A 20,977-nucleotide genomic window follows, 5' to 3' on the forward strand; every position below is an offset into this window, starting at 1 on the left:
AACAGAGTTTTTAACAGGATCAATCAGATAGATTGTTGTTCCCGGCAGTTCTCAAGTCTAAAAGTTTCAATTGGACTCTGTTATTGCTGTTGAATGTGCCGTTTGCCAGAGTATAACAGATATCAAGATACCCCGGCTGACCGATGCGAAGATTGAGTATGTCTCTGCTTCGGTTCCAGGCTATAACCGATACAACAGTGTTACCGGAGCGCACTTTGAATTTGAGGTGTTCTTTATTTCTGCCGATACGCTGAGGATAACCTACGATTTCCAGACCGGTTGATGCAAATACGGGTTCAGGATTGTCCAGCCCGAATGGCTGGAGCTGAGCAAGGTGTTGAAGCAATTCAGGAGTAATTTCATCGAGGTTGGCTATGGCATCGATTTTCAAGGTGGGCTGAAAAGTTGACTCCGGCAGTAGGGAAGCGTACTGATTTATTGCATTCTCAAACAACGGAATTAGGTCGCGGTTTATTTTGATTCCCGCTGCATAGCAATGTCCCCCAAAACTAATGAGGTGATCCTTGGTTTTTTCCAGTGCTTCGTAGAGATTGAAACCAGAAATTGACCGTCCGGAGCCCTTACCGATTTCCGCGTTAAGGGAAATCAGGATGCAGGGACGCCAGAATTCTTCTGCCAGTTTGGAGGCGACGATTCCAATTACTCCTTCGTTCCACCCTGGCCGGGCAAGCACCAGTACCCTCTGTTCATGTTTTGCTCCATCGATAATGAGGCGTCGAGCTTCGGTGAAAATAATATCCTCGAGCCGTTGACGAAAGCGGTTGAACTCCTCCAATTGATATGCCAGATTAATGGCGGTGTCGTCATCTTCAGTCAGAAGAAGCTCAAGGGCAAGTTGCGCGTGACTTACTCGCCCCGCTGCATTGATACGTGGAGCGACGACGAATGCAATGTCACGGGCCGAAAGTTTTCGAGAGTAAAGGCGGCTGGTTGCAAGTAGTGCCTTTATTCCTGGGCGGTTAGTTTTACTTAACGCAAGAAGTCCAAGGCGGGCGATGATTCGGTTTTCTCCCACAAGCGGGACTACATCAGCGATAGTTGCCATTCCGACTAAGTCAAGTAACGCGATTAATTCTTCTTTAGGAGATTTTAAAGAAGCCAGCAGCTGCCATGCCAGTTTGAAGGCAACACCAGCACCGGAGAGTTCTCGAAATGGATAATCGGAATCTGGGCGTTTTGGATTTACAAACGCAAGAGTGGGGAGCGAAGTTGTATTTGGTTCATGATGGTCGGTGACGATCACATCAATGCCGGCATCTCGTGCTAGTTTAAGATTTTCAATATCAGCTGAGCCGCAGTCAGTAGTAATAATTAACCTGATGCCATGTTTGATTGCGTGTTCAATTCCGGCACGAGAAATACCATACCCTTCATTCTGACGGTGAGGCAGGTAGTAAGTAACCACGCCGCCCAATTTTTTCAAGGTGGAGACGAGAATTGCCGTGCCGCAAATACCGTCGACGTCATAATCACCATAGACCAGTATCGCTTCTTGATTTTTGATCGCTGAGATAATTCGTTCAGTGGCGAGATTGATATCGGGCAGAGTATCAGGACGATGTAAACGCGCTGCCGAAGGATTGATGAATTCTCTGCACTCCTCAGCAGTTCGGCAACCGCGATGGTAAAGCAGCTGGATAATTATTGGGGGAAGATTGGTAGTTCGGACGAGTTCCTGAATCCTTTCTTCTTCAGTTATAGGCAGCTGCCATTGATGGTTCTGGAAAATTGCAGACACGGTATGTTTATAGCGAGATGAGGACGGAAGTCAAACGAATTGCAAATCACAATCAACGAATTTCATGCTTAATATAAGAAAGTGCTGAACGGGCAGCTTCATGATCGGGATCGAGTTGCAAACTTAAGGACAGGTATTTCTGAGCGTTAAGTAGATCGCCTATGCTAACATAAACAAGTCCAGTTAAGTAATATGCTTCCGGGTTAAGTGGGTTGATTTGTATTGCAAAATGATAATGGCGAAGTGCACTGATAAAGTCACGGCGCGCGACGGCAATCCGCGCTGCAGCGAGATGATGTATTTCCCGGGCTTCCGGAGAAAATCTTTGTAATTGCTCAAATTCGTGTTCAGCCTCAGCTATCCGGCGCATTCCGGCATAAAGTTCGATCAGACTGTAACGGGTTGAGTAGTTGTTCGGGTCATATTGCAGTGCTTTATTAAAAGCTTGAAGGGCAGGCATTGCATATTTCCGTTCTAAGTAGATGTTTCCCAGTTGAGTCCAGGCCTGAGCAGAATAATGGTTGCGATTCACCGGTATCAGATTACTTACTAGGTAAATTGCAAGACTGATTGGGAGCCACCGAATCCCGACTGATACACGTCGGTTTTTGTAAAAATGGTAGAGTTCGAGAAAGGTATAACTGGCAAATGGAAGAAATAACGGAATAGTGGGTGCGCGGAGTCGGGATAAAACATAAAACACGAGTGCGGAGATGAAATATCCACCTATGAAGACGTACAGAAGCCAGCGTTGCCGCCACTGTCTCCCAGCAAGGATGATACCGGGTATTCCAAGGGCTATGATTATGCCCCAGTTCAACCGGGCGAATTTGAGCACCCAGGAGAACGGTAATACCGTCTCAAAGTAATAATTGTTTGGCACTTCATAATTACAAAAGAATAATAGTAGTTTGCGCCACAAAAGCTTCAGGAACTTTCCCGGGGATGATGTGATGAATTTTAATCCCTGCTTGAACCACCATGATGATGCCTGTGACCAGGAGACTTCCTGTCCGTTTACAGTTTTAGCAATTTGTTTCAAGCGCTGGTGAGAAAAACCGAATCCGAGGTTCATATCCTTAACCGGCTGCCAGGTCCCATCAGCTTCCGAGTTGTTACCGAAATAGAAATTAATGCCTGAGTGGGCAGTAAACAGTACCGGGTCACGGGCAACCAGATAGTTGCGTAACGGCATGAGACCAACAACCACGATGTTTGCAACCGCAAATGAAATTGCAGAATTAACATGTACTTTGTGAAATTTAACAATACCCCAGATGAGAAGTGGTAAAAGGATAAGCAATTCTGGGCGGCAGATAACCAGCAGGCCGAAGCTAATCCCAGCCAGCAGGGCATGCCACCAGCGGTTTATTTTCAATAGTAACAAAATGGTCAAGAGTGTAAAAAAAACTGTTATTTCCACATAAAGCAGTGTACCGGTGTAGAAAATCAGAACACCGCATAATGCGAATCCCAGACCTGCAATAACTGCAGTTTTAAGATTGAACAGTCGCTCGGTAATTTTCATCAGCATGAAGCAGGAGATTACTGCCAACAGGGTCTGAAATATCTGTACTGGGACAACTTGGGGACCGAAAAGGCGATAGATAGTTGCCAGTAAATAAGGGTAAAGTGGACGCAGAAAGAACACCTCAGTTCCCCAGAAATTACCCTTAATAATTTCCAATGCCCAACGATGGTAAAACCAGGAATCAATTACTTGGGGTGTCAGGGATGAGAAAGGATGATGCCGCATTTCCAGAATAAACCACAATCGGACCAATAATGTAGCCGACAGGGGGAGCAGAATCGATAAAATTTTTTTTGATTTATTAAGCAATGGTGTGTGTTTTTCCTTCATCAGTCCTGCGGTACTAACATCATGGAGCAAAGGGCAGTTGGATAAGAAGAATGATTGTGGCGATGAGGAGGGTAATAACCGTAATGACAATTCCAGTGCCAATCCACTGGCCGAAATTGATCGACCGCCCGGTATACTTTTCATACGCACCGATTGCCACCAGGTTGGCACTGGAGCCGATCATTGTCAGATTGCCCCCGTAGCATCCTCCAATTAACAGACTCCACCAGAGAATTTTGCTATGAGGCAGGCCAATCTGTACCAGCGTTTTAACAATCGGAACAAGTGCAGCAACAATCGGCATATTATCAACAAAGCCTGAAGTTATGCCAGAAAACCAGAGAAGAAGTATGAGGCTTGAGCCTGTCAGTCCAGACTGTCCAAGCCATTGAGTAAAAGGCAGGTTTTGGGCAATCCGTAACAAAAGATACCCCAGTTTTGTAGTGACACCGGTGTGTTCTAAACAGGCGGCATTGGCAAAAAGAAACATAAAAAAGAGGATGGTCCACCAATCAATACCACGTTCAATCAGCATTTTCCCCCGTTCCTGCATGACGAATATGACAAAGGCAAGAGCAGTGATCGGGGCAGCAACAAGCACAGTTCCCTCCTTAAGATTTAGCCAATGTTCCAGTCGGGCGTGGAGGATAATGAGTGTTATTACCGCAACAAATACAATCCAGCCGAGTTGCAGTTCTGATGGTTTGACTGAGAGAGTGTCACTGATTTTCATCTGTGGGTGTGCAGGAAGATGTCGGCGAAAGAGTGATAAACAGATGATAACGGTAACGACACACGCTACAAGCGATACCGGCGTTGCCCAGCGCAGAAAGTCTTCAAATGTCAATCCTCCAGCGAAGGCTATATAGACACCGATTGGATTGCCAACAAGTGTTAGCGCTGACCCTACATTGGTAGCAAAGACCAATGCTAACAGGTAAGGGAAGGGGGAGGTTCGGTTCTGGCGGGCAATCTCCAATGCCAACCCAAAGGTCACAAGAATTCCGGATACTTCTCCCGCAAAACCGGAGAGGATAGTGGAAAAAAGCATTAGAACAGCAAGCATTAGTCCTGAGGAGTTTCCTATTCGTCGGGCAACAGCTGTGACAATTATCCGGAAGAAACCGATGTTTTCCAGCCATTTGATTAAAGCCATCATCGCCATAATGAAGATTACTGTAGGTATGGACATATATTCTACAGCAAGTTCGACATTCATTACCCTAAGAAATAACAGCAGCGCAATGCTCACTGCCGCCAACGCCACTCGAAACCGCCAGAAGAACAAAGTTCCGAGAATCATTCCAACGAAGATAGCTGTTGTCAATGCCTGACGGGAGACCCACGGTTCCGAATTAAATTTGAGCAACTCCAATTTTTCGTATATTCCCGTAGCCGGCAGATCCAAAATAGGGAAGAATGCTCGGCCAAGAAAATAAGTCCCCAGGATTGCCAGCAGCAGGAATAATAATGTCCGGTAGCGCTGGAATATTCCGGGTTTTACTTCAGCAGTCAAGAGACGGAAAATTTCTTCGGGATTCCGGGCTTTAAGTATCTGTTGACGGCGATGGTAATCGTGAAATACACGGGCAATTTCCGCAAGAAGCTGGAGATATTCATTGCGGTGCTGCTCAGCGGCAATGACAATGAATATAAGTTGGACCGGTTTAGTGTCTTCCGCGTGCCACTTGATTCCCTTGCGTACCCGGATAAAGATAGCCAGTGGTGCCGGGAGTGCTTCAGGTATAATGGCATGAGGGATGGCAACCCCCTCGCCCAGACTGGTGGAACCGGATTGTTCTCGGATAACAAGGTGACGCACAATCTGGTCGGACACAGAATTCAGGGGGGCGATCCGGCTGACAGCGATTTTAAAGACGGTTTCCGGTGAATCTGCTTCTTCTAAGTCAATTACGTACTCCGGTCGAAAATATTTCTGAAGCATCGATGAGAATTATGAGTTGTTTATCAATAAAATGGGGCAGGGTAAATTGGGGAGCAGTTCTTCTGGTAGATGGTAATCATGGTCAGCGAGAATGCTGACAGGCAGAATTATCAGATCGCAATGCGTACTATTGGCAAGAAACTGCAGATTATCAAGGGTCGTCAGATGAGCGATTACTGATGCTCGAATACCGGATTGTTTGAGGTCTTCTTCGACCCGGTAAATACTGCGCCAGCACTGGCGTTCATAGTTCTCCGCCCGGACCGCTTGGCGGGTCGCACCTTCAGTTCGAGGAGGTGGACATCCGTCAAGAGGACTGACTCCGGAAACAAGCACTGTACTGTTATGCTGGCGTGCAAAGCTCATGACAATTTCCTTTTCTTCCTGCTTTTCACTTATTATGTAGAGGATACGGTCGAACATATTTTTCTCCTTTTTTACGGTGCCAGATTTATTTGGCAAAAGATGGCAATGGAAGAAACAATGAGAGTAACAGTTGTTATGATTATACCGAACTTGAACCATTCCCGAAATCGGATATGGCGACCGCTGGCCCGTTCAAAGGCTCCTACCGCAACGAGGTTGGCGGTTGAGCCGATGACGGTCAGATTTCCCCCGAAACATCCTCCGAAGAGCAGTGCCCACCATAGGATTGAGGCATGTGGTAGTCCGATGCGAATAAGGTCTTTGACAACCGGCGCAAGTGCGGCAACAATCGGGAGATTGTCGACGAATCCCGATAAAATACCAGATATCCAGAGAAAGGAAAGAGCAGCAGGCAGAGTGAGACTGCAGTTGCCGGTTCCGGCGATTTTCCCGGCGAAATTTAAGAGCAGGTAACCTAACTTTGTTGTGACTCCGGTATATTCAAGACAGGCAGCGTTAGCAAATAAAAACATGAAAAAAAGTAACGTCCACCAATCAATCCCCCGTTCAACCAGTACTCTGCCTTTTTCTTGTTCGTAAAAGACAATAAAACCCGTAACTGCTAATGCACTTGCAACCAAAGCAGTGCCGTCACTTAATCCAAGCCAAACTTCAAATCTTCGGTGTAATGCTATCAGGATGATAATAATGAAGAAGGTGATTAGGCCAACCCGGAGCTTGACCGGATCAATATTACCGGCGGTCTTTTCGAGTTGCTGCACATCAAGGTGATATCGAGTATTGAAAAAGTGTCGGCGGTATAGAATTAAACAGAGGAGAGCGACGATAATCGCAGTAATAGCTGAAACCGGAGTTGCCCAGCGCAGAAAGTCTTCAAATGATAAGCCACCGGCAAAGGCAATGTATACTCCGATCGGATTGCCGACAAGTGTAAGAGCAGACCCAACATTAGTAGCAAATACCAAGGACAGCAAAAAGGGCACAAGCGGGGCTTTTGTTCGGCGTGATACTTCCAGCGCGAGACCAAAGGTTACCAGGATGGCTGAAACTTCATCAGCAAATCCCCCCAGAATAACCGAGAATGCCATAAGCAGCAGAAGTAAAAGCCAGGGGATACCTTTTACCTGCTCGATTGCCTTCAGTACAATAAACCGGAATACGCCGATATTCTGCAGCCAGCGGACAATTACCATCATCGCCATAATAAACAGAATGGTCGGAATGGACATGAATCTAACGGTGTGTTCCAAATCCATTACTCCGGCAATTAGTAATGTGCCCAATGCTGCTGCAGCAATAGCGACCCGGAAACGCCAGAAAAGCAGTGTCCCGATGACCATGGCGAGAAAGAGAGTGATTGTCAGTTGTTGCCGCAGAATCCATACCGACTCATTGAAACGTAAATAACCCAGTTCCTGATAGATACCGACAGCTGGAAGACGAATATGCGAAAGGATGCTTCCTGCCCCGACGAATATCAGCGCAACCAATCCGAAAAATAAGATGAGCCGACGATTGCGCTTAAAAAAATTCTGATGAGGCGGAGAGGCGATGATGCGCGAAGCCGATGTCGCATCCTGTGCTGCAAGTGCAGCTGTGCGTAATTGCGGGGTATTTAGACTGCGGGCAATCTCGGCCAGGAGGGAAAGATAAAGGTTCCGTTCTTTTTCTGGAGCTACTAAACATACTATCAGTTTTACCGGTTCCTCGTCGATTGAATTCCAAGGAACTGGTTGTTTTAGCCGAACTACGAGAGCGGCGGGCTGATTTATATTATCCCCGATGAAATGCGGGAGCGCAATACCATAACCGACACCAGTTGAGCCGAGGTTTTCCCTTTCCCGGAGCTGATTGACTAAAAATGTTTCATCGGTAGCTACTCCCGCATCTATAAGTTGACGGGCAATGCGATGAAAAATTTCATCTTGGGTTAATTTTTCGTCAATATCCAACGCCCAATCGCTTAGAATAAACTTTTTGGGATCAATCATTAATTCGTTTCCTAATTATGAATTTCAAAATAAACCAAATTTTTGCGAAGTCAAAATGTCCCACTTTTCGAGTCTGTTCAGTGGAGTTCGATGAACTTCGGTTTTGCAAATAACACCTGTCCAACATCAGTGTCAATGCCGCCCTGTATTATAACATCAACCTCCTGTCCTACGGAATTCCCACCATTTTCGACAACGACTTTAATTCCCCCTTCAAGATAACCGATGCCTTCATTCCGTTCTTTTCCTCTTTTGGAAATTTTTACTCTCAAAGTCGTACCGGGCAGATAAGCTGGACGGAAAAGCTCAAAAAGCTCGGCAGTAGTGATTACCGGAAAGCCGTTTGCGGCATGTTTCAGTTCTGATCGAATAGTTATTAGGGTGGCATGGTACCTCTGGGCAATATTCATCAATTCATCTGTCGACTTGATCGGGAGAATTTTTAACTTAAGCGTAGGGATGCGTTTCAGTTGTTCGATGTGTTCTTTTGCTCTTTGAAGTGAATATTCGGATTCGTCCGGTTGTATGCCTGGTTGCGGTAGAAAAAGCCTGCCTGTCAGCAGTCCCAGTTGCAGAAATTTCACGACTCTGGGGTCAGCAAGAGTATCGGAATCGATAATAAAGGCTTTGGTTTTTCGAAACAACATGAAAACCTCCAAATTTTAAAAATTTAAGTTCATTTTTTCACTCCCAAGTATTTCAGAGCGGCGTTGATTGTTTCCACCGGGACAAGTTCGATATTCAATTTTTTAAATTTAGTAAAATTCGGAGGCAACAGTGCGCGTTTAAACCCCAGTCTTTGTGCTTCATTCAATCGTGCTTCAATCCGGCTGACAGTTCTGATTTCTCCTGCCAACCCAACTTCGCCGATGACTACTGTATTCTCAGGCAGAGGTGCATTGCGCAAGGCCGATGCCAATGTGCAGATAACACCCAAATCGACAGCCGGTTCAGTTAGTTTTAAGCCTCCGGCAACATTAAGAAAAATATCACGGTTACCTGTGCTGATACCGGCGCGGCGTTCAAGTATTCCCAGTAGAAGCGATAGTCGACGCAGGTCAAACCCTGTCGCTATTCGCTGAGGTAACGGAAACGGTGTGGGGGCAGCCAGAGCCTGAATTTCGACTAATAGAGGTCTTGTCCCTTCCAGTGTTGCCACTACAACCGAACCGGAAACATTGAGACGCCGATCAGAAAGAAAAAGTTCCGACGGATTGGGAACTTCCTTCAGACCAATATCGGTCATTTCAAAGACGCCGATTTCGTTCGTGGGACCATAGCGATTTTTGACTGTGCGGATGATACGGTAGTTGTAGGTTGTTTCCCCTTCAAAATAAAGCACCGTGTCTACCATATGTTCTAGTGTTTTCGGTCCCGCAATTACGCCGAATTTCGTGACATGACCGACAATGAACGTAGTGATGCACTGTGTTTTAGCCAGTCTTAATAATTCAGCAGTACAATCACGAACCTGGGCAACACTTCCTGGTGTACTGGTAAGTTCGGGGTTTGTCAATGTTTGAATTGAGTCAATAACCAGTATCTTGGGATTTACCTGATTAACTCCATGGACAACATCCTCCAGTGATATCGTACAAAGGACGAATATATCAAGTAGTGATGAATTAAGGCGTTCAGCCCGCAGGCGAACCTGTTCAGCTGATTCTTCTCCTGTAACATATAACACTGGAATTTTATTCCGGGCGAGATTTCTGCAAACTTGTAAAAGCAGCGTTGATTTACCGATACCGGGTTCACCTCCGAGTAGCAGCAGGGATCCGGGTACAATTCCTCCTCCTAGCACACGATCCAATTCACCAATTCCGGTTTTTAACCGCTGGACCGGAGTCAGAGACAGTTCTGCCAGCCTTTTGGGAGATGCACAGGTGTCTGATGAGTGTTTTGATCTCGGTAATTTTTTAGGGATAACTTCCTCTTCAGTGAGTGTATTCCAAGATTCGCAGTTGGGGCAACGGCCCAGCCAGCGGAGTGATTCGTAACCGCAGTTCTGGCATACAAAATGAACCTTTCTCATTTAACTTTCTGATTCCGCTTCGTTGTCTTCGGGCAGGGTTGAGTAATTATACCTTGATTCAATATTTTCGAAGCGCATAAACTGGTATAGGTAGACCAGTTTAATACTTCGGGTGGGGCCATTGCGATGCTTGGCAATGATTAAATCAGTATCTTTTTTCTGTTCCTCAGAAAGTGCGTCCCAGTTTTTTTTATTATATTCGGCATCGCGGTACAGGAAAATAACAACATCCGCATCCTGTTCTAATGCACCCGATTCACGAAGGTCGGACAATAACGGTTTTTTGTCTTCTCGTCGATCTGGTGCCCGTGACAGCTGAGAAAGGGCAATTACAGGAATATTGAGTTCTTTTGCCATTGCTTTCAGTGCCCGGGAGATTTCTGTGATTTCCTGCTGGCGGCTGTATTCGCGGCGTCCCCCGCTATGAGGTTCCATCAATTGCAGGTAGTCGATGATTATCAACCCGAGATCAGGGTGATCCCCTTTGAGGCGCCGGGCACGGGCACGAATTTCTAAAGCGTTTAATGCTGCAGAATCATCGATATAAAGTTTTGCTTCCGACAGCCGTCCAACAGCAGCTGCAATCCGGGCATATTCGGGATTGTTGAGCATTCCCCGGCGCAGTTGATTGATTGTAACCCGCGCCTCGGCACAAATCAGGCGTTGGATAAGACTGTCGGTTGACATCTCGAGACTGAAGATTGCAACCGGCACCGGCTTCTTTACCCGGGTCGTAGTATTGACAGCAATATTAAGCGCAAAGGCAGTTTTTCCCATTCCCGGACGTCCGGCAATGATAATGAAATCCCCGGGTTGAAAACCACTGGTAAGATCATCAAGTTCCAGAAAACCCGTTTCCACCCCAGTGATATGCTGTTTTCTAGTTCGGGCTTGTTCTATCCGGTCCATTTCCTGAAGGAGTCGTTCGCGAACAAGCGTAAATCCGCGTCGCTCGCCTGCCTGACGCAGCTGAAATATCTTGCTCTCGGCCTTTTCCAGTAGTTCTTCGGCTGAAAACTCTTCATTGTAGGCGTCCTGAACGATTTCGGTAGCAGTCTGAATTAATTGTCGTTGTAACGCTTTCTCCAGTACCAGCCGGGCATGTTCTTCACAATTAGCTGAGGTCAATACTGTGTCCTGCAGTGCCGAGAGAAACGGTTGTCCTCCGATACTGTCAAGTTCCTTCATGCGCCGCAGCTCATCGGTAACTGTGATGATGTCATAAGGTTTCTTGGCTTCAAAAAGATTCAACATCGCTTCATAAACGCGCCGATGAGCAAGTGAATAAAAGTGATCTGGCTTTAAAAATTGCATCACCCGAGGTAATGCTTCCTGATCAATTAGAATGGCACCAAGAACCGCAGCTTCCGCTTCAAGCGCCTGGGGTGGTTTTTTTTCTCCTCTTTCAGAGCGGGTGGACATGATTAGTGTTACCTTTTTTGTTTCGGTGATAAATTGTTCCGACTATTTTTACCAGCTCCCTGGCAAAATCTACTTTACTCATTTCCTCGAGACGGCGGGTTTTGCCTGAACGGTAGATAATGACTGGACGAATAGTGGCGGAGCCGGCAGTCTGTACTGGATTGGCAACGATTAACGCCGGCTTTTTTTCCCGGAGTTTTTTGCGTGCCATTTCTACTGAATCGTCCTGAGAAAATGCCACGGTGAACGGTCGATATTTTGATGCGCTTACGATTTTGAGTATGTCAGGTGTCCGTCTGAATGCGACCGTCAGACTTGGTGCGTGAAGTTTAGCGCGTGCTGTTTTCACGGGCTGATAATCTGCCACTGCAGCACACATGACAAGAATATCAGTTTCCGGCAGCTTATTTTCAACTGCAGTTGCCATCTCAGCAGCGGTCCGGACCCGGATGGTATCTGGAGGCAGCTGGACGGTTACTTCCCCAGCAATGAGTGTCACCGTGCTTCCGGCGGCTTTGAATGCCTTGGCGATTTCCAGTCCCATTATTCCAGAAGAGCGGTTGGTAATAACGCGTACCGGATCCAAAGGTTCTTCAGTTCTACCGGTAGTTACTAAAACACGAACACCTGTAAAATCTGGTAATCTGGTCAAACAGGCACAGCATGTTTCAAGAATTGATTCCGGTGATGCCATTCTTCCCGTACCGACCATTCCACAAGCCAATTCACCAGTTTCGGGATTGATAAAGCGATAACCAAACGCAGCAAGTCGCCTGATATTCTCCTGGACGATCGGATTTGACCACATATTGGAGTTCATCGCCGGTGCAATAAGAACTCTGCCGGAACCTACCTTTTCGGATGGTATTGCAAGCAGAATCGTGGAGAGCAGGTCATCCGCAATACCATGGGCAAGTTTGCCGATGATATTAGCAGTTGCCGGTGCAATTACTGTCAGGTCTGGTTGTACAGCAAGGTCGATGTGATGGATAGAATCATGGGGTATTCGATATTTTGGAAAGAGGTCCCCCCCCACTTCCCGCCCGCTTAAAGCACGAAAGGTGTCTATGCCGGTTAGTTTGGCAGCGGCGCGGGTGAGAACGACGGTTACGTTCCAGCCTTTTTTACGGAATAATCGCAGCAGTTCAAGTGATTTATAGGCAGCAATACTTCCAGTAACTCCCAGCAGTATTTCAACAGGTTTTGCCAACACCGCCTCCGGAGTGAGGACCGTAAGTTATTTATGAACGCGTGCGGCTGGTCCCGGGTTTACTGCCGGATTCGATTTTGGAGATGCCGGTTTCGGATGCTGTGCTCAAATCAGCTTTTCTGGTCTCGGTTGCGAGTCGGTTGGCATTCAGCGCCTCGAGCTCTGCTTCGGTAAGTGGGGCATATTTTAATTCACCCCGCAACAGGCGATGGAGAGCATATTCATAAGGATTGGTGGGTAATTGTATTTCGTCCCGGCTGATTGCATCGATCAGTCGACGCGTCTCCAGCGCTGCAATATTTAAAGCCAGATATTTGTTTGGATACACATGCCACAGCTGTTCAATTGACACAAACTTCATTCAATCCTCCTTTTATTACGGTGAATTTTACGGCCGGTCCGGAGCCGTTCACTGCGAATAATTCCCAAGACGTCCCGGATCGCCTTTTCCAGTTTATCATTAATTACAAGATAGTCAAATTCATGAATACAGGCCAGTTCTTTTTCTAATGCTTCCCGACGCTGTTGCAGTTCCTCATCCTTTTCGGTTCCCCGGTGGGCAAGTCGGCGCTGCAGTTCTTTTATGCTCGGGGGGAGGATGAAGATGCTAACCGTTCCGGGCAATTTCTGCTTGCAGGAGCGCATTCCTTGAATATCCAGATCGGCAATAACATCCTTACCAGCGCGGAAAGCTTTAATTACCGGTGTTTTGGGTGTTCCGTAAAGATGGCTGTAAACCTCGGCATACTCCAGCAGTTCGTTCCGGTTGATCATTTGCCGGAATTGTGTTTCTGATACAAACAGGTAACTTTTCCCATTGATTTCTCCTTTCCGGGGAGGACGAGTAGTGGCGGAAACAGAATAGAAAATTTTTTTATCCCGTTTGACAATTTCTCGGCAGATTGTAGTTTTCCCCGCACCGGATGGTGAGGAGAGGACGATCATGAAAGGTTGGTGAGTTTTATTCCACATTGCGTACCTGTTCCTTGAGTTTTTCAATTTCGCCTTTAATTTCAATTGCCCGTCGCGAGATTACTACATCCCGAGCTTTGGCAGCCAGCGTGTCGGTTTCGCGGAGCATTTCCTGAGCAATGAAATCAAGTTTCTTTCCTGAAGTGCTGCTGCTTCTCAGCGCCCGGAGAAACATACTGCAATGGCTTCGAAGACGGACACATTCTTCATGAATATCAAGCCGCTCAGTGATATAGGCGACTTCTTCCAGAATCCGCTTGGAATTTGCCTGGATATTCAAGTTAGCCAGCTGTTCAATCAAATTTTCGCGTCGCTCAGCAACCCGTTTGGGAACTCTTTCCCTTATGCAATGAAGCGCCCGGCGGATTTTATTTATGCGCCGGCGCAGATCTTTTACTAATGCAGTTCCCTCAGTTTCTCTCATATGAATCAGCTGGTGAATCGCTTCGCCAATAATTTTCCGGCTCGCACGCCAGAGGCGGTTCTGTCCGGGAGTTAATTTGCTCGTGGTAATGACGCCCGGGAGCGTCAGCAATGCGTTCAAATCAACTTCTCCCGATAAATTAAACCGCCGTTTCAGTTGCCGGATAAGTGTTAAGTACCTTTTTGCCGCTTCCCAGTCGATTTTGATACAGGTGGCAGTACTGGGTTCGTCGATTGTCAATTGAAGTTGAATATAACCGCGTCGGATTTTCCTTCGGACAATTTCGTAAATGTCCCGTTCATAGCTGACAAGCTGAGGCGGCAGTTTTGACACCAATTCAAAGTATTTATGATTTACGGAGCGGATATCAACGGCAATTCGGGTTCCGGATTCAGCTACAACTCCTTCTGCACGGCCAACGCCGGTCATGCTTCTAATCATTGTTCCTCCAACAGAATGGTAACTGGTCCGCTGTTAATTAGATCCACATCCATGCGAGCGCCGAATTTACCGGTCTGAACTGAGACGCCGAGATAGCGCAATTCATCGACAAATCGTTGATAAAGAGCTTCAGCACGCGATGGTTCGCAGGCTTGAGAAAATGACGGTCTAAGTCCATGTTGAGTATCGGCATACAAAGTGAATTGCGAAACGACCAGAGCTGAGCCGGTGACGTCCAGAAGAGAGCGGTTCATTTTCCCTTGTTCATCGTCAAAGATTCGCAACCGGACGATCCTGGACGCCAGCTTTCGACCGGTTATTTCGTCATCCAGTTTTCCAATTCCAATAAATATTACCAGTCCCGGTCCGATTTCGCCGAGGATATTACCATCAACAATTACCCGCGCCCGGCTTACGCGCTGTAACAATGCCCTCATCGTTTTACCGTTCTAAGTATTGCTGCCAGTCGTCTGATTGCTTTACCGGTATACTCAGCCTTGGAAGTGGTGATGATGTTCTTGTCCTGAACGATGTCAGCAAAATAGTGGCGGGCGCCATTTTGTTTCAGAATACCGATGGAATAGAAGTCAGGATATACGGTGGCCTGCCGGCCTTTTAATAACCCCGCCTTGGCCAAGATAATTGGTGCCAGTTCTATGGCAACAATAATGCGTCCGGCATCGGCAAACTCCCGGCATTGGTGCCAGATAGTACTGTCATTCCAATATGGCGCAATTCCCGAACCGTTGATCAGCACTAACGCAGAAAACCGATCGGCTTTAACTTCACTTATTAGTCGCTGCGGTTTGATAATCAGTCCATCAATACCTTGCGCAGCAGTTGTATCGGTGGATATGAGGAGCAGGGGTATTTCATACTTTTCTAAGAGCCGTACTGTCGTGTTTAACTCGTCGTCGCGAAACAGATTCGAGGGAACAAAAATGGCAACAGTTTCTGATTCTATTGGGTTCAATTCCATAGAACTGTTGCTGCTTCCCAACGGCGCTAACAAGATGCCCGTCAATGATAACAGGTAGTACACCTTAATTATTAAAATAGCCTTTTAGTAATTGATGTCAAGAAAATGCAGTTCCGTATTTTGTAAGTATTTGATTTACCGGCTGTTATACGATAGACCTCATGATTGCCGGTTCTGTTTTTTATCGATGCCGAATGAAAGAACTAATTTTGGGTGTTGGGTGTAAAGGTTTTGCAGATGCCGGTTTTCCTTCCCCGGAAGGCAGAAATGACCGGGAAGAAATTCGTGGAATCCCTGGTGTGTCAGTTTGGACCGAGTATCCGGGTTTGGGGGGAGAATGTAGATGTGGTCCGGGGAGAGAGAGAATAGCTGATGAAGAAGATTTTCGGAGAGTTGCTCATTTGGAGGAGACTGGTATTCAAAACCTACAGAATTGAAGCCGGCATTGCGCAAGATTATGAAATCCTCCTTGGGAATTGATGAACTGTTTATTCTGATAGTGAGTTGATCAAAGCCAGACTCGCGCAGGATTTTCGCTTTGTCCGGATCGACGGTTTTGGGGAGTATTAGCATCGTCTGTTCCAGGGGGGTTATGGTCAGGGAGTCATATAGGGCTTGCAGGATGCGGTAAAGTTGATCAAGGGTAAGTAAAGACGGTCCCCAACCACCGAAGAAAATCGTAGTAAAGGTTACTCCGCGATAGCGACGGGCGCATGATTTGATATCATTGACCAGTTGCGCTACCAACCTTTCAGCCTTTTCAAATGTATAAGGTTCGGGTTTTATTCTGAACCGGAGGTCAATTTTGTCTCCGAGGGGGATGATGATATTTATTCCGTTATTCCCCACAAGATGTTTTTACCGGACGAGTCTGCCGATGCGATTGAACCGTATTGCCCACGGTGAGAGGAGGATGCGGGCGATATTGGGAGCGGCACCTGAGGAAAAATAGAGGATCAGCGGTTTTCCGCGGATATACCGGAGCGCCAATGGTCCCCAAAATCTTGAGTCTTCGGAATTGTCGCGATTGTCCCCCATCGCAAAGATATGTCCTGGTGGGACAACGACCGGTCCGAAGTTGTCCCGGACATAAGGGGAGAGTTCTGAGCGATAAAAGCTGCGGTTAAGCCACAGACGTTGAAACTCCGATTTCATTTCCCCGGGCAGAGGAGGCAGAGTATAAGGAAACTTGTGAACTGCATAAGGCGAAACTTCCCTTTTGCCGTTAATATACAGTCCTTTATTTCTGATTTCTACAGTATCACCGGCAACGGCAACGCAGCGTTTGATGAAATTACGGGGAACATACCAAGTAAAAAAATGGCGCTGAGTATCCCAGAATAACGGCAGGAGCGGAAGCCAAGAGGGGAATATCCGCTTGTATCTGCCAGGATTTGCAGAATCCTCAGGAACGTCTCCGTCCAGAGGAAAACGGAATACGACAATGTCCCCCCGTTTGGGCTGAGAAAATCCAATCAAGGTGTTATCGGTAAATGGAAGTTTTATTCCGTAGACAAACTTGTTCACGAGCATAAAGTCACCGATGGCAATGGTATCTTCCATTGAGCCGGTCGGGACGAGAAATGCTTCAACGAGAAACGAACGGATGAGAAGAACGGCAATAATTACCAGCACCCATTCCCGAAGGAATCGCTTGAGACCTTTACTGAATTTCCCGGGCATGAATTTTCAGTTTAGGGGGATCGGTGCGTAAGTCAAGGAGATTGCCTTATTTCAGAAAGATAATTCCGAGCAACAATACGACGAGCAGTGCGGGGAGTAAATTTAGTACCTTTAACCGTTTGATTTCAAGAAGGTTAATTCCCAGTCCAATGAGAATGAGTCCGCCGACTGCCGTTAGTTCGTTTGTCATTGTCGGCGTGAGCAGCGTAGTGAGTCCTCGGGCGAGCAGAGTGAGTCCTGTCTGATAAACAAACAGCGGCAGGGATGCGAACATTACCCCGATGCCTAAGCCGGCAGTGAGGGCGATGGCAGCAAAACCATCAAGAAGGGATTTAGCAAAAAAAAGACTTGGTGTTTTACCTAGTCCTTCCTCAATAGCTCCCAATATGGTCATTGACCCCATGCAGAAGATCAGAAAGGCGGTTACGAGACCTTCGGTAAAGCGTTCGGTACCGAGCCGGAGGCGAGATTTCAACCATTCACTCCAGCGGTTCAGTTGGTAATCGAGGTCAAACAGTTCTCCAAGAATGGAGCCGGAGACAATAGAGAAAATCATAAACAGAATTTTCTCAGTACGAAGTGCCATTGAGAAGCCGAGAAACAGAGTAAAGATACCGATTGCCTGAAACGCCATGCGCGTCAGGCGGGCAGGCAGACGGGTATGAAATAACAGCCCCAGCAGACTGCCGGCGATCACCGCAATGGTATTAACGATTGTCCCCAGCATTAGTTAATATTACTGATTAGCCTGGCGCCGGCAAATTTTATCCACTGGCAGATGGGACAGAGCTCAGCGGTGCTTGACTTTGTATCCAATATCCATATAGTTTAGAAGTATTTCATCGTTGGTAATCTAAGTCTAAGGAGGATATGGAATGGCATTAATTGATGAAGTAAAGGCAATAATTGCTGAGAAGCTGCCGGATGCGGCAGGAAAACTCACCCCGGATGCCCGGTTCCAAGAAGACTTGGGAGCGGATTCGTTGGATATCGTGGAACTTGTGTTGGCATTTGAGGATAAATTCGGTATCAAGATCCCCGATGAGGATTCCCAGCAACTGACTACCGTCGGTAAGGCGGTTGAATATTTGGAGAGGAAGCTGGCGGAGAAGAAGGCGGCTGAAGGCAGTCCGCAGGAATAGCCTTCCCCTGAAATTGTAAGGGAACGGTGATGACCAAGCGCAGAGTTGTAGTTACCGGTTTAGGTGCAGTTACCCCGCTCGGCAACGATGTGAAGACCTACTGGGAGAATCTCCTTGCCGGTGTGAGTGGTATAAAAAGAATCAGTGCTTTTGATCCTTCAGATCTGGCAGTACAGATTGCTGGTGAAGTAAGGAATTTTAATCCGCTGGAGCGGCTAGATGCCAAGTTGGTGAAGCGGGCAGACCGGTTTACCCAGTTTGCTCTGTGGGCGGCAGTGGAGGCTCTGAAGGATGCAGGTATCGATTTAAATCAGGAGGATTGTAATCGAGTCGGTGTTATTGTCGGATCCGGGATGGGGGGTATTGCAACTTGGGAGCAGCAGCATGAAATTTTTATTACTCGGGGCCCGAGACCTGTTTCACCTTTGCTGATTCCGATGATGATTCCGGATATGGCGTCCGGACAGATATCAATTGTCTACGGGTTAAGGGGGCCGAATTACTGCTCGGTTTCAGCATGTGCCTCTGGAGCCCATGCTACCGGCGTCGCCTTGCGTCACATTCAGAATGGAGATGCGGATGTGATGATTACCGGCGGGAGTGAGGCACCGATTACCAAGTTTACCGTTGCCGCATTCGCAAATATGGGGGCACTGTCCAAGCGTAATGACCAGCCCGAGAAGGCATCACGGCCGTTTGATCGTCAGCGGGACGGTTTCGTGATTGCCGAGGGGTGTGGAATTTACATCTTGGAGGAGCTGGAGCATGCGTTAAAGCGGGGGGCAAAAATCTACTGCGAGCTGTCTGGTTACGGTGCGAGCGCTGATGGTTACCATATCACCGCTCCAGATCCGGATGCGCTGGGCGCGGCACTGGCGATGAGGCGGGCGCTGGAGGATGCGGGATTGAAGCCCGAGGACATCGATTACATCAATGCCCATGGAACATCGACCCCGTTAAATGATGCGGCCGAAGTGAAGGCCATCACGATGGTATTTGGCGAGCACAGTCGGCAGCTGGCAGTGAATTCCACCAAGTCGATGATCGGTCATGGGCTGGGAGCGGCTGGAGCAATGGAGTTTGTGGCAACCGTGCTGTCAGTGAGCGAGGGTAAGCTGCACCGCACGGCAAATCTTGAGGAACCGGATGAGGGGGTCGAATTGGATTTTGTCAGGGAGGGATCAAGGGAGAGAAGGGTGCGGGCTGCGCTGTCAAATTCATTCGGATTTGGAGGTCATAACTGTTGTCTTTGTGTTAAGGCATGGGAGTAGGGTATGAATATAATCTGCTGTCTTAAACAGGTACCGTCGACCGAGACCAAGATCAGAATAAATCCCCAGACGGGTCTGGTGGATACAAATGAGGTGGAGTGGGTAATTAATCCGTATGACGAGTATGCACTGGAGATGGCGTTGCGGATCCGGGAGACGCTCGGCAGGGGCAAAATTACCGTAATCAGCCTCGGACCGGAAAGAGTGAAAATGGCACTGCGCACTGCCTTGGCGATGGGGGTTGATGAGGCGGTGCAATTATGGGATAGCGAGTTTGAAGGACTGGACGGGCTGAGTATCGGACGGGTGCTGGCTGCGGCAGTGAAGAAACTGGGGTTTGATCTGGTTTTGACCGGCAAGCAGGCAATTGATGATGATCTTGCCTGGGTACCGCAGACAATCGCCCATTTTCTGAATATTCCGCACTGCGCGGTCGTGCCGGAGGTGGAACTTAACCGGCTGGACCAAAGAGAACTTGTGTGCCATCGGGAGATTGAAGGAGCAACGGAGATTGTTGAAGTAAAGCTCCCCTGTCTGGTAACGGTACAGAAGGGAAAGTTTCAGCCCCGGTATCCGACACTGAAGCTGATGATGGCAGCGAAAAAGAAGGAGATTCCGGTGTGGGACAGAAATACACTGGGGGTTGATTCTTCCCAGCTGACGCGGCGCGTCGAGTGTATGGGCCACCGGTTACCGCCCGAGCGCAAGCCCGGGAAGATACTGGAGGGGGATGTGAATCAGGTTGTGCCGGAGCTGGTCCGGTTGCTACGCGATGAGGCAAAGGTTGTCTGATGTTTGACCGGCAACTCGCTCAGGAGCGGCTGCTGATCGGGATCGGTGGAAACTTAGGATCGGGTAAGACAACAGTTGTCAATGAACTCAGGCGTTACGGGGCAAAGGTGATTGATGCGGACAGCATCGGCCGAAGTCTGCTGCGTAAGGGTACGACGGAATATCAGAAACTGGTTCGTGCGTTTGGCCGGGAGATTCTGAAACGTTCAGGGGAAATTGACCGTAAAACTTTGGCAAAAAAGGCATTTTCCTCACCAGCAGCGCTGAAAAAGCTTAACGGGATCATGCACCCCCCGCTGCTGAAAAAAATCAAGGAAGAAATTGCCAACTGTCGGGAGGGGCTGGTGGTGGTGGATGCAGCGCTGTTGTTTGCTTGGAAATTGCACCGGCAGATGGATATTTCAATTCTGGTCACTGCACCGGATGAGCTGCGGCTTGCCCGACTGAAAAAGAGCGGTCTGAGTCTGGAAGATGCCCGACAGCGGCTGAAGATGCAGGCTTCAGATACGAAATTCTGGTCCGAAGCCGATTTTGTGCTCGAGAACTGCGGTTCGCTGGCAGAACTTAAACGGAAAATCCGGGCACTTTGGAATTATTTCTATTCCAACCGGTTGGAACGCCTGAAAGCGAAAAGAAGCAGTTCTTTTGCTCACGGAGACTGAA

Annotated in this window: 21 protein-coding genes; 4 read left to right on the forward strand and 17 right to left on the reverse strand. The window is 47.7% G+C overall.

All coding sequences use genetic code 11. The features are described from left to right. Positions 1–19 precede the first annotated feature (19 nt). From recJ to ABIK48_00175, 17 genes are all read right to left on the reverse strand, one after another. Complete coding sequence (gene recJ, locus ABIK48_00095; GenBank protein ID MEO0020561.1) at positions 20–1,759, reverse strand: single-stranded-DNA-specific exonuclease RecJ; 1,740 nt, start codon at positions 1,757–1,759, stop codon at positions 20–22. Positions 1,760–1,811: 52 nt separating this feature from the next. Further along, positions 1,812–3,620, reverse strand: a complete 1,809-nt coding sequence (locus tag ABIK48_00100; protein MEO0020562.1) for a tetratricopeptide repeat protein — start codon at positions 3,618–3,620, stop codon at positions 1,812–1,814. Positions 3,621–3,639: 19 nt separating this feature from the next. Continuing rightward, positions 3,640–5,565 carry an SLC13 family permease gene (locus ABIK48_00105; protein MEO0020563.1) on the reverse strand — a complete coding sequence of 642 codons (1,926 nt, stop codon included), beginning with the start codon at positions 5,563–5,565 and terminating at the stop codon, positions 3,640–3,642. Positions 5,566–5,574: 9 nt separating this feature from the next. Continuing rightward, positions 5,575–5,988, reverse strand: a complete 414-nt coding sequence (locus ABIK48_00110; protein ID MEO0020564.1) for a hypothetical protein — start codon at positions 5,986–5,988, stop codon at positions 5,575–5,577. Between the two features lie 14 nt (positions 5,989–6,002). Further along, on the reverse strand, positions 6,003–7,943 hold the full coding sequence (locus tag ABIK48_00115) for an SLC13 family permease (protein ID MEO0020565.1): 1,941 nt from the start codon (positions 7,941–7,943) through the stop codon (positions 6,003–6,005). A 77-nt stretch (positions 7,944–8,020) separates the two neighbouring features. Continuing rightward, positions 8,021–8,590 carry a TRAM domain-containing protein gene (locus tag ABIK48_00120; protein MEO0020566.1) on the reverse strand — a complete coding sequence of 190 codons (570 nt, stop codon included), beginning with the start codon at positions 8,588–8,590 and terminating at the stop codon, positions 8,021–8,023. Between the two features lie 29 nt (positions 8,591–8,619). After that, entirely contained in the window at positions 8,620–9,978 is a 1,359-nt protein-coding gene (gene radA / locus ABIK48_00125) for a DNA repair protein RadA (protein ID MEO0020567.1), read from the reverse strand. Then, complete coding sequence (dnaB, locus tag ABIK48_00130) at positions 9,979–11,400, reverse strand: replicative DNA helicase (protein ID MEO0020568.1); 1,422 nt, start codon at positions 11,398–11,400, stop codon at positions 9,979–9,981. After that, positions 11,384–12,610, reverse strand: a complete 1,227-nt coding sequence (gene coaBC, locus ABIK48_00135; GenBank protein ID MEO0020569.1) for a bifunctional phosphopantothenoylcysteine decarboxylase/phosphopantothenate--cysteine ligase CoaBC — start codon at positions 12,608–12,610, stop codon at positions 11,384–11,386. The genes dnaB and coaBC overlap by 17 nt, the downstream gene beginning before the upstream one ends. A gap of 31 nt (positions 12,611–12,641) precedes the next feature. Continuing rightward, positions 12,642–12,971: a hypothetical protein gene (locus ABIK48_00140; GenBank protein MEO0020570.1), complete on the reverse strand. Its 330-nt coding sequence runs from the start codon at positions 12,969–12,971 to the stop codon at positions 12,642–12,644. Continuing rightward, complete coding sequence (gene gmk / locus ABIK48_00145) at positions 12,968–13,582, reverse strand: guanylate kinase (protein MEO0020571.1); 615 nt, start codon at positions 13,580–13,582, stop codon at positions 12,968–12,970. The genes ABIK48_00140 and gmk overlap by 4 nt, the downstream gene beginning before the upstream one ends. Further along, complete coding sequence (locus ABIK48_00150) at positions 13,572–14,447, reverse strand: YicC/YloC family endoribonuclease (GenBank protein MEO0020572.1); 876 nt, start codon at positions 14,445–14,447, stop codon at positions 13,572–13,574. Before ABIK48_00150 ends, gmk begins: the two co-directional genes overlap by 11 nt. Beyond that, on the reverse strand, positions 14,444–14,884 hold the full coding sequence (dtd, locus tag ABIK48_00155) for a D-aminoacyl-tRNA deacylase (GenBank protein MEO0020573.1): 441 nt from the start codon (positions 14,882–14,884) through the stop codon (positions 14,444–14,446). The genes ABIK48_00150 and dtd overlap by 4 nt, the downstream gene beginning before the upstream one ends. Further along, positions 14,881–15,489: a DJ-1/PfpI family protein gene (locus tag ABIK48_00160; protein ID MEO0020574.1), complete on the reverse strand. Its 609-nt coding sequence runs from the start codon at positions 15,487–15,489 to the stop codon at positions 14,881–14,883. Before ABIK48_00160 ends, dtd begins: the two co-directional genes overlap by 4 nt. Positions 15,490–15,585: 96 nt before the next feature. Continuing rightward, positions 15,586–16,173, reverse strand: a complete 588-nt coding sequence (locus ABIK48_00165) for a hypothetical protein (protein MEO0020575.1) — start codon at positions 16,171–16,173, stop codon at positions 15,586–15,588. Between the two features lie 111 nt (positions 16,174–16,284). Further along, entirely contained in the window at positions 16,285–17,109 is an 825-nt protein-coding gene (lepB, locus tag ABIK48_00170; protein ID MEO0020576.1) for a signal peptidase I, read from the reverse strand. A gap of 46 nt (positions 17,110–17,155) precedes the next feature. Beyond that, positions 17,156–17,836 carry a DUF554 domain-containing protein gene (locus ABIK48_00175; GenBank protein ID MEO0020577.1) on the reverse strand — a complete coding sequence of 227 codons (681 nt, stop codon included), beginning with the start codon at positions 17,834–17,836 and terminating at the stop codon, positions 17,156–17,158. Between the two features lie 148 nt (positions 17,837–17,984). Between ABIK48_00175 and acpP the strand changes: the two genes are divergently transcribed. From acpP to coaE, 4 genes are read left to right on the forward strand one after another with little or no spacing between them, the layout of a single operon-like run. After that, positions 17,985–18,251 (forward strand): acyl carrier protein, encoded by a 267-nt coding sequence (gene acpP / locus ABIK48_00180; GenBank protein ID MEO0020578.1) that lies wholly within the window; start codon positions 17,985–17,987, stop codon positions 18,249–18,251. Between the two features lie 29 nt (positions 18,252–18,280). Beyond that, positions 18,281–19,522 carry a beta-ketoacyl-ACP synthase II gene (fabF, locus tag ABIK48_00185; GenBank protein ID MEO0020579.1) on the forward strand — a complete coding sequence of 414 codons (1,242 nt, stop codon included), beginning with the start codon at positions 18,281–18,283 and terminating at the stop codon, positions 19,520–19,522. Positions 19,523–19,525: 3 nt separating this feature from the next. Then, positions 19,526–20,314 (forward strand): electron transfer flavoprotein subunit beta/FixA family protein, encoded by a 789-nt coding sequence (locus ABIK48_00190; protein MEO0020580.1) that lies wholly within the window; start codon positions 19,526–19,528, stop codon positions 20,312–20,314. Beyond that, positions 20,314–20,976: a dephospho-CoA kinase gene (gene coaE, locus ABIK48_00195; GenBank protein MEO0020581.1), complete on the forward strand. Its 663-nt coding sequence runs from the start codon at positions 20,314–20,316 to the stop codon at positions 20,974–20,976. Before ABIK48_00190 ends, coaE begins: the two co-directional genes overlap by 1 nt. Position 20,977: the final 1 nt, after the last annotated feature.

Source organism: candidate division WOR-3 bacterium (genome assembly GCA_039801085.1).
In the GTDB taxonomy this organism is placed as follows: domain Bacteria; phylum Hydrothermota; class Tepidihabitantia; order Tepidihabitantales; family Tepidihabitantaceae; genus JAOABP01.

Coding starts and splice junctions, on each gene's coding strand:
- ABIK48_00100 (MEO0020562.1), bottom strand. CDS start 3,620: ATGAAGGAAAAACACACACCATTGCTTAATAAATCAAAAAAAATTTTA.
- ABIK48_00105 (MEO0020563.1), bottom strand. CDS start 5,565: ATGCTTCAGAAATATTTTCGACCGGAGTACGTAATTGACTTAGAAGAA.
- ABIK48_00110 (MEO0020564.1), bottom strand. CDS start 5,988: ATGTTCGACCGTATCCTCTACATAATAAGTGAAAAGCAGGAAGAAAAG.
- ABIK48_00115 (MEO0020565.1), bottom strand. CDS start 7,943: ATGATTGATCCCAAAAAGTTTATTCTAAGCGATTGGGCGTTGGATATT.
- ABIK48_00120 (MEO0020566.1), bottom strand. CDS start 8,590: ATGTTGTTTCGAAAAACCAAAGCCTTTATTATCGATTCCGATACTCTT.
- radA (MEO0020567.1), bottom strand. CDS start 9,978: ATGAGAAAGGTTCATTTTGTATGCCAGAACTGCGGTTACGAATCACTC.
- dnaB (MEO0020568.1), bottom strand. CDS start 11,400: ATGTCCACCCGCTCTGAAAGAGGAGAAAAAAAACCACCCCAGGCGCTT.
- ABIK48_00140 (MEO0020570.1), bottom strand. CDS start 12,971: ATGAAGTTTGTGTCAATTGAACAGCTGTGGCATGTGTATCCAAACAAA.
- gmk (MEO0020571.1), bottom strand. CDS start 13,582: ATGTGGAATAAAACTCACCAACCTTTCATGATCGTCCTCTCCTCACCA.
- ABIK48_00150 (MEO0020572.1), bottom strand. CDS start 14,447: ATGATTAGAAGCATGACCGGCGTTGGCCGTGCAGAAGGAGTTGTAGCT.
- dtd (MEO0020573.1), bottom strand. CDS start 14,884: ATGAGGGCATTGTTACAGCGCGTAAGCCGGGCGCGGGTAATTGTTGAT.
- lepB (MEO0020576.1), bottom strand. CDS start 17,109: ATGCCCGGGAAATTCAGTAAAGGTCTCAAGCGATTCCTTCGGGAATGG.
- ABIK48_00175 (MEO0020577.1), bottom strand. CDS start 17,836: ATGCTGGGGACAATCGTTAATACCATTGCGGTGATCGCCGGCAGTCTG.
- acpP (MEO0020578.1), top strand. CDS start 17,985: ATGGCATTAATTGATGAAGTAAAGGCAATAATTGCTGAGAAGCTGCCG.
- fabF (MEO0020579.1), top strand. CDS start 18,281: ATGACCAAGCGCAGAGTTGTAGTTACCGGTTTAGGTGCAGTTACCCCG.
- ABIK48_00190 (MEO0020580.1), top strand. CDS start 19,526: ATGAATATAATCTGCTGTCTTAAACAGGTACCGTCGACCGAGACCAAG.
- coaE (MEO0020581.1), top strand. CDS start 20,314: ATGTTTGACCGGCAACTCGCTCAGGAGCGGCTGCTGATCGGGATCGGT.